This is a genomic window from Roseateles sp., from assembly GCF_019237615.1.
Classification (GTDB): domain Bacteria; phylum Pseudomonadota; class Gammaproteobacteria; order Burkholderiales; family Burkholderiaceae_C; genus Pelomonas.
Genome location: NZ_JAFAGT010000046.1, coordinates 19,956 through 27,820, shown reverse-complemented (window position 1 = coordinate 27,820; position 7,865 = coordinate 19,956). Strand labels below are relative to the sequence as shown.

The 7,865-nt window shown below is 69.3% G+C and carries 7 protein-coding genes; 5 read left to right on the top strand and 2 right to left on the bottom strand.

Going from position 1 to position 7,865, the window contains the following annotated elements; all coding sequences use genetic code 11:
• The 5 genes from aspS to clsB form a co-directional block, all read left to right on the top strand.
• Window positions 1–1,507: aspartate--tRNA ligase (gene aspS, locus JOY88_RS08290; RefSeq protein ID WP_293501789.1), on the top strand; the 1,507-nt coding region annotated here is incomplete at its 5' end.
• A gap of 136 nt (window positions 1,508–1,643) precedes the next feature.
• The gene (locus tag JOY88_RS08285) at window positions 1,644–1,883 is read left to right on the top strand and encodes a hypothetical protein (protein WP_293501788.1); all 240 of its coding nucleotides are present in this window, start codon (window positions 1,644–1,646) and stop codon (window positions 1,881–1,883) included.
• A gap of 178 nt (window positions 1,884–2,061) precedes the next feature.
• A complete protein-coding gene (gene nudB, locus JOY88_RS08280) occupies window positions 2,062–2,535 on the top strand; it encodes a dihydroneopterin triphosphate diphosphatase (protein ID WP_293501787.1) in 474 nt (157 codons plus the stop codon).
• Window positions 2,532–3,323, top strand: a complete 792-nt coding sequence (locus JOY88_RS08275; protein WP_293501786.1) for an endonuclease/exonuclease/phosphatase family protein — start codon at window positions 2,532–2,534, stop codon at window positions 3,321–3,323. Before nudB ends, JOY88_RS08275 begins: the two co-directional genes overlap by 4 nt.
• Before the next feature lie 28 nt (window positions 3,324–3,351).
• On the top strand, window positions 3,352–4,635 hold the full coding sequence (gene clsB, locus JOY88_RS08270) for a cardiolipin synthase ClsB (protein ID WP_293501785.1): 1,284 nt from the start codon (window positions 3,352–3,354) through the stop codon (window positions 4,633–4,635).
• Window positions 4,636–4,652: 17 nt separating this feature from the next.
• Here clsB and hutH read toward each other — a convergent pair whose 3' ends face one another.
• Window positions 4,653–6,152: a histidine ammonia-lyase gene (hutH, locus tag JOY88_RS08265; RefSeq protein ID WP_293501784.1), complete on the bottom strand. Its 1,500-nt coding sequence runs from the start codon at window positions 6,150–6,152 to the stop codon at window positions 4,653–4,655.
• Window positions 6,149–7,810, bottom strand: coding sequence for a urocanate hydratase (hutU, locus tag JOY88_RS08260; RefSeq protein ID WP_293501783.1), 1,662 nt, complete (start codon window positions 7,808–7,810; stop codon window positions 6,149–6,151). The genes hutH and hutU overlap by 4 nt, the downstream gene beginning before the upstream one ends.
• Between the last annotated feature and the right edge of the window lie 55 nt (window positions 7,811–7,865).

The following is a 7,865-nucleotide window of genomic DNA, read 5'->3' as shown; positions in this document are numbered from 1 at the left end:
CCACGAGATCGAGGTGCTGAACCCGTCGGTGCCCATCCCCTTCCAGATCGACGAGGACAACCTGTCCGAGACGACCCGCCTCACGCACCGCGTGCTGGACCTGCGCCGTCCCTACATGCAGAACAACCTGATGCTGCGCTACCGCGTCGCGATGGAGGTTCGCAAGTTCCTGGACGAGCATGGCTTCGTCGACATCGAGACGCCCATGCTCACGAAGAGCACGCCTGAGGGCGCGCGCGACTACCTGGTGCCCAGCCGTGTGCACGACGGCCATTTCTTCGCGCTGCCGCAGTCGCCCCAGCTGTTCAAGCAACTGCTGGTGGTGGCGGGCTTCGACCGCTACTACCAGATCACCAAGTGCTTCCGCGACGAGGACCTGCGCGCCGACCGCCAGCCCGAGTTCACGCAGATCGATATCGAGACCTCGTTCCTGACGGAAGAGGAGATCCGCTCGATGTTCGAGGGCATGATCCGCCATGTCTTCCGCAAGGCGCTGAACGTCGAGCTGGGTGACTATCCGGTCATGAAGTACGCGCAGGCCATGCACCGCTTCGGCTCCGACAAGCCCGACCTGCGCGTCAAGCTCGAGTTCACCGAGCTGACCGACGCGATGACGACCGTCGACTTCAAGGTGTTCTCCGGCCCCGCCACCACGCCGGGCGGCCGCGTCGTCGCGCTGCGCGTGCCGGGCGGCGCGGCCATGAGCCGTGGCGAGATCGATGCCTACACCGAGTTCGTCAAGATCTACGGCGCCAAGGGCCTGGCCTGGATCAAGGTCAACGAAGTGGCCAAGGGCCGCGAAGGCCTGCAGTCGCCCATCGTCAAGAACCTGCACGACGAGGCCGTCGCCGAGGTGCTGAAGCGCACCGGCGCGCAGGACGGCGACCTGATCTTCTTCGGTGCTGACAAGGCCAAGATCGTCAACGACGCCATCGGTGCGCTGCGCCTGAAGGTGGGCCACAGCGACTTCGGCAAGGCCAACGGCCTGTTCGAAGACAATTGGGCGCCTCTGTGGGTGATCGACTTCCCGATGTTCGAGCACGACGAGGAAAACAACCGCTGGGCGGCTGTCCACCACCCGTTCACGGCGCCCAAGGACGGCCACGAGGACCTGATGGTCAGCGATCCGGGCAAGTGCATCGCCAAGGCCTACGACATGGTGCTGAACGGCTGGGAACTGGGCGGCGGCTCGGTGCGTATCCACCGCGCGGAAGTGCAAGCCAAGGTCTTCGAGGCGCTGAACATCAGCGCGGAGGACCAGCGCATCAAGTTTGGCTTCCTGCTGGACGCGCTGCAGTACGGCGCACCGCCGCACGGCGGCCTGGCCTTCGGCCTGGACCGCATCGTCACGATGATGACCAAGGCCGAGTCCATCCGCGACGTCATCGCCTTCCCCAAGACCCAGCGCGCCCAATGCCTGCTGACCGGCGCGCCGTCGCTGGTGGACGAGAAGCAGCTGCGCGAGCTGCATATCCGCCTGCGCAACGCGGCAGCCGCAGCGCAGTAAGCGCTACCGCCCCGGCACGCGAGCCCCGCCACGGCGGGGCTTTTCTTCGGGTGCGCCCGGCAGGGCGCACCTGCTCGGAGGTGAAAGTCCTTTGCCAGCCCGGCAAGGGGAATGGTGAGCCAAAGGCAAGGGCTCCGTGGGTGCCGTCTTCTTTAACGTCACCGAATACGCAAAGCGCAAAAAGCGATTGCTGCTTGACGTGCAGTCCACCAACAACGCCAGCTTCCAAGTTCAGGAAGGCCTGGGCGGAAACTCCCGCCCGCTCGGCGAACGATTCCATCGACTCGTCGCGAGCCTGTCGCAGCGCGACCAAATCCGCGACTGCTGCGATTCGAATTTCGCGCCTCATGGCTTCATCCTGGGGCCCGCACCCTGAGCGGACGCCCTGAAGCCCGGGGCTTCTGACTTTTCTCAGGCCGCCCCAGGAGTAATCGTAAGCCGTTGATTCATAAGTATTTTGTCGTCTGAGGCATAACGCCCTCGGACGCCGCCAGCGGCGGCGGTGGGACCATGCCGACGCGCCTGCCGGATCGCGCCGGGGCTATGCTGTGGCCATGTCCGCGGCCCCGTCCTTCAAGATCCCCGAATCCGTCCTCGTCGTCATCCACACCCCGGATCTGCGCGTGCTGTTGATCGAGCGCGCCGACCATCCCGGCTACTGGCAGAGCGTCACCGGTTCGCTGGACCGTCCCGACGAGCCTCTGGCCGAGACCGCTCGCCGCGAGGTGCTGGAGGAAACGGGCTTTGACATCGAGGCCCTGGGGGGCGAGCTGCGCGACTGGAATCTCGCCAATGTCTACGAGATCTACCCGCAGTGGCGGCACCGCTACGCGCCCGGCGTCACGCGCAACACCGAGCATGTCTTCGGACTGCAGCTGCCCGCGGCGTTGACACCGACGCTGGCCCCTCGCGAGCACCTGTCGTGGCTGTGGCTGCCCTGGCACGAGGCGGCCGACCGCTGCTTCTCGCCGTCCAATGCCGAGGCGGTGCTGCAACTGCCCCGCTTCGGCGCCATCGCCACGCCATGAGATCCGTCGCCCGTCCTGGCCCCCACGCGCCCGGCGACGTGCTGCGCGTGGCCACGTACAACATCCACAAGGGCGTGCGCGGCCTGGGGCCGGCCAAACGGCTGGAGATCCACAACCTGCAGATGGGTGTCGAGGCCCTGGACGCCGATCTCGTCTGCCTGCAGGAGGTGCGTCTGTTCCACCACCGCGAGGCGGCCTACTTCGACCGCACCTGGTTCGGCTGGCCCGAGAAGGGGCAGGCCGATTTCCTCGCGCCCGAGGGCTACGAGGTGGCCTACCGCACCAATGCGACGACCCGGTTCGGGGAGCATGGCAACGCGCTGCTGTCGCGCTGGCCCATGGGCGACATCGGCCACCACGACGTGTCGGACCATGCCTTCGAGCAGCGCGGCCTGCTGCATGTGCCGGTGCATTGGCAGGGCGCGGTGGTGCATGTCGTCGTGGCCCATTTCGGCCTGATCCATGCCAGCCGCCTGCGCCAGGTCGACCGCCTCGCGGCTTTTGTGCGCGAGCATGTGCCGACAGGTGCACCCGTGCTCGTGGCCGGCGACTTCAACGACTGGGGCGAAAGGCTGGACCCGTCCATGCGCGCCCATGGCCTGCGCCGCGCGGTGGCGCCGCATGGGCGCTCGCGCTCGTCCACCTTCCCGTCGCGGCTGCCGGTGTTCGCGCTGGACCGCGTCTACATGAGCGGCCTGCGCTGCACAGGCGTGCAGGTGCCCCGCGGCCCCAGTTGGGCGCGCATGTCCGACCACCTGCCGCTGCTCGTGGAGCTGGCGCTCGAATGAGGCCCGCGCGACCGTCCCCAAGGGCTCAATGCGTGGCGCAAAGGGTGCCTCGGTGAGGCGGCTGGGCGCGAAGCGCCGCCGCAACCACGCTGTCGACCCCGGCTTCGTCGGTGGCAACCAGGTCGAGTTGCTGCGCGGCGGCGACCAGCTCTTTCCGCGCATGCATGCGGCCATCGCCCGTGCCCACCGGGAGATCTGGCTGGCGACCTACATCTTTCACCACGACGAGACCTCGCTGGCGCTGGCTGACGCGCTGTTGGCTGCGGACCGGCGTGGCGTGCGCGTGCGCCTCGTCGTCGACGGCTTCGGCAGCGGCGCCAGCATACGGACGCTGCAGGACCGCTTTGCGGGCAGCGGCGTTGCCCTGGCCGTGTTCCGCCCCATGGATCGCTGGTGGCGCTGGTTCCAGCCCGGACAGCTGCGCCGCCTGCACCAGAAGCTCTGCGTCGTCGATGGCGAGCAGGCCTTCGTCGGCGGCATCAACATCATCGACGACCGCATCGACCTCCACCACGGCCGCACCGAGCTGCCGCGGCTGGACTTTGCCGTGCAACTGCGCGGCGGCCTGGTGGAACTGGTGGCGCAGAGCGTGCGCTCGATCTGGTCGCGCGCCTGGCTGGGGCGCGACTTCGACGACGCGCTGCTGGACTACGTGCCGCTGCGCCGCCGCTTCGGCTTGTGGCTGACGCAGCTCTGGCGCGGCCCGCAGCGCCTGGACCAGCCGCTGGCGCGTTTGCGGCCCGTCAGTGCCGCCTTCGTGCTCCGAGACAACCTGCGCCGACGCCGCACCATCGAGCATGCCTATGCGGACGCCATCCGCGGCGCGCGGGCCAGCGTCGACCTCGTCTGCCCCTATTTCTACCCGGGCCAGCGCATCCGCCAGGCCTTGCGCAAGGCCGCCGGTCGCGGCGTGCGTGTGCGCCTGCTGCTGCAGGGCAAGCTGGACTATCGGCTGGCCGGCTGGGCGGCCGAGGCCCTCTACGCTGACCTGCTGGGCCATGGCGTCGAAATCTACGAGTACACGCCGGCCTTCCTGCATGCCAAGGTCGCCGTCGTCGATGGGGATTGGGCCACGGTGGGCAGCTCCAACATCGACCCGCTGTCGCTGCTCGTCAACCTGGAGGCCAACGTCGTCGTGGAGGATGCCGGTTTCGCGGCCCGGCTGGCCGGCGAGATCGAGACCTCCATCGCCGCCGCAAGCCGCGTCGGCAAGCATGGCGGCACCGGCCTGCGCGCCATGCTGCATCGCGCGGTGGTGGCCTGGTTCGCCTACGTGTTCCTGCGCGTGGCGGGGGCGGCCGGGCGCTACTGAAGAGCGCCCGGGATCGCTCAGAACGCCGGCGCCTGCGCTGCCTTCAGCGCGCCGCCCTGCACCAGGGCCGCGGCGCGCTCGATGTCCGGCGCGAGGTAATGGTCGGCAGGGCTGCCGGCGCAGGCCGTGCGCAGCCGCGCGTGCAGCGCCTCCACCGGCGCCGAGCTCCGCAGCGGGCGCAGGAAGTCTATGCCCTGGGCCGCGGCCAGCAGTTCGATGGCGACGATGTGGGCCGTGTTGTCGAGCATCGCGTGCAGGCGGCGAGCGGCGAAGGTAGCCATGGACACATGGTCTTCCTGGTTGGCGCTGGTCGGCAGGCTGTCGACGCTGGCCGGGTGGGCCAGGCTCTTGTTCTCGCTGGCCAGGGCCGCGGCCGTCACATGGGCGATCATGAAGCCGCTGTGCAGGCCGGCGTCGGCCGTCAGGAAGGGCGGCAGGCGCGAGATCCCCGGGTCGATCAGCATCGCAATGCGGCGCTCGGCGATGGCGCCCACCTCGGCGATGGCCAGCGCCAGGTTGTCGGCCGCGAACGCGACGGGTTCGGCGTGGAAGTTGCCGCCTGAGATCATCACGTCGTCGAACACCAGCGGGTTGTCGGTCACCGCATTGGCCTCGCGCACCAGTACCTCGGCCGCATGGCGGGCCTGGTCCAGGCAGGCGCCCATGACCTGCGGCTGGCAGCGCAGGCAATAGGGGTCCTGCACGCGCTCGTCGCCCTCGCGATGGCTGGCGCGTATCGCGCTGCCGGCCAGCAGCTCGCGGTAGACGGCCGCTACCTCGATCTGGCCGGGCTGACCGCGCACCTCGTGGATGCGTGCGTCGAACGGCCCGTCGCTGCCGCGCGCGGCGTCCAGCGTCATCGCGCCCGAGGCCAGCGCCGTCGCGAACAGGCCCTCGAAGCGCAGCAGTGCATGCAGGGCCAGCGCCGTGCTTGCCTGGGTGCCGTTGATGAGGGCCAGGCCTTCCTTGGCGGCCAGCGTCAGCGGCTGCAGCCCCAGCCGCGCGAGTTCGTCGCGGGCCGGGACACGCCGACCCTCAACCAGCGCCTCGCCTTCGCCCATTAGCGCCAGCGTCAGATGAGCCAGTGGCGCGAGGTCGCCGCTGGCGCCCACGGAGCCCTGGGCCGGCACATAGGGCACGAAGCCGGCGTTGAGGGCGTCCAGCAGCGACTGCACGACCACGCGGCGCACGCCCGAGAAGCCGCGCGCCAGGCTGCCGGCCTTGGTGGCCAGCATCAGTCGCACGACCTCCGGCGACATCGGCGCGCCCACGCCCACTGCGTGGCTGCGGATCAGGTTGAGCTGCAGCTGGCTGAGCTGGTCCTTGGCGATGCGCGTGCTGGCCAGCTTGCCGAAGCCGGTGTTGACGCCGTAGACAGGCGCATCGCCAGCGGCCGCGGCGGCCACCAGGGCGGCGCTCTTGTCGACGGCGCTCCAGTCGGCCAGCTCCAGCGCGGTGCCGCCGGCGGCGATGTCGGCGAGCTGGGCCAGGGTCAGTTGTCCGGGGATGAGTTTCATAGCGAAGGCAGGTTCAGTTCGTTCTTTTTGGCGCAGGCGATGGCCGAGCCATAGCCCGCATCGGCATGGCGCATGACCCCGGTACCGGGGTCGTTCCACAGCACGCGCGACAAGCGCTTGGCGGCCGCATCCGTGCCATCGCAGACGATGACGACGCCCGAATGCTGCGAGTAACCCATGCCCACGCCGCCGCCATGGTGCAGCGACACCCAGGTGGCGCCGCCGGCCGTGTTCAAAAGCGCGTTCAAGAGCGGCCAGTCGGAGACGGCGTCCGAGCCGTCGCGCATGCCCTCGGTCTCGCGGTTGGGGCTGGCGACGGAGCCGCTGTCCAGGTGGTCGCGGCCGATGACGATGGGCGCCTTCAGCTCGCCGTTCCTGACCATCTCGTTGAAGGCCAGGCCGGCGATGTGGCGTTCGCCCAGGCCCAGCCAGCAGATGCGCGCCGGCAGGCCCTGGAAGGCGATGCGCTCGGCGGCCATGTCCAGCCAGCGGTGCAACGCCGCGTGCTGCGGAAACAGCTCCTTGAGCTTGGCGTCGGTCCTGCGGATGTCTTCGGGGTCGCCCGACAGTGCCACCCAGCGGAACGGCCCCTTGCCCTCGCAGAACAGCGGCCGCACGTAGGCGGGCACGAAACCGGGGAAGTCGAAGGCGTTCTTCACCCCCTGGTCCAGCGCCACCTGGCGGATGTTGTTGCCGTAGTCCACCGTCGGGATGCCCTGCGCCTTGAAGGCCAGCATGGCCTGCACATGCGCCGCGCAGCCGGCGGCGGCGGCGGCCTTCAGTTCGGCGTGGCGGGCCGGGTCGGCAGCCGCGGCCTTCCACTGCGCCACGCTCCAGCCCGGTGGGCAGTAGCCGTTGATGAGGTCGTGGGCGCTGGTCTGGTCGGTGACCAGGTCGGGCCTGACGCCGCGGCGCGCCAGCTCGGGCAGCAGTTCGGCCGCATTGCCAAGTAGCGCGACGGACACGGCGCGGCCGGCGGCGGTGTGGGCCTGGATGCGCGCCAGCGCGTCGTCCAGGTCGGCGGCCTGCTCGTCCACGTAGCGGGTCTTGAGCCGGAAGTCGATGCGGCTCTGCTGGCATTCGATGTTGAGCGAGCAGAAGCCCGCGAACGTGGCCGCCAGCGGTTGCGCGCCGCCCATGCCGCCCAGGCCCGCTGTGAGGATCCAGCGGCCGGTGGCCACGCCGCCGTAATGCTGGCGGGCTGCCTCGGCGAAGGTCTCGTAGGTGCCTTGCACGATGCCCTGGCTGCCGATGTAGATCCAGCTGCCGGCCGTCATCTGGCCGTACATCATCAGCCCCTTGCGGTCCAGCTCGTGGAAGTGCTCCCAGGTGGCCCAGGCCGGCACGAGGTTGGAGTTGGCCAGCAGCACACGCGGCGCGTCCGGGTGCGTGCGGAACACGCCCACCGGCTTGCCCGACTGCACTAGCAGCGTCTCGTCGTCGCCCAGCTCGCGCAGCGACTGGCAGATGGCGTCGAACGCATCCCAGTTGCGCGCGGCCTTGCCGATGCCGCCATAGACGACCAGCGCGTCCGGGTTCTCGGCCACGGCGGGGTCGAGGTTGTTCTGCAGCATGCGGTAGGCGGCCTCGGTCAGCCAGCTCCTGCAATGCAGTTGGGTGCCGGTGGGGGCCTTGACGGGACGGGGCAGGGCGGTCATCGGGTACTCCTCAAAGTGGGGCGGACTCTAGTTGTCTATACAAGTCAAGTCAACT

What these genes read in the sequence shown, in the direction of transcription:
- nudB (WP_293501787.1), top strand. Translation starts at nt 2,062, where the DNA reads ATGTCCGCGGCCCCGTCCTTCAAGATCCCCGAATCCGTCCTCGTCGTC.
- JOY88_RS08275 (WP_293501786.1), top strand. Translation starts at nt 2,532, where the DNA reads ATGAGATCCGTCGCCCGTCCTGGCCCCCACGCGCCCGGCGACGTGCTG.
- clsB (WP_293501785.1), top strand. Translation starts at nt 3,352, where the DNA reads ATGCGTGGCGCAAAGGGTGCCTCGGTGAGGCGGCTGGGCGCGAAGCGC.
- hutH (WP_293501784.1), bottom strand. Translation starts at nt 6,152, where the DNA reads ATGAAACTCATCCCCGGACAACTGACCCTGGCCCAGCTCGCCGACATC.
- hutU (WP_293501783.1), bottom strand. Translation starts at nt 7,810, where the DNA reads ATGACCGCCCTGCCCCGTCCCGTCAAGGCCCCCACCGGCACCCAACTG.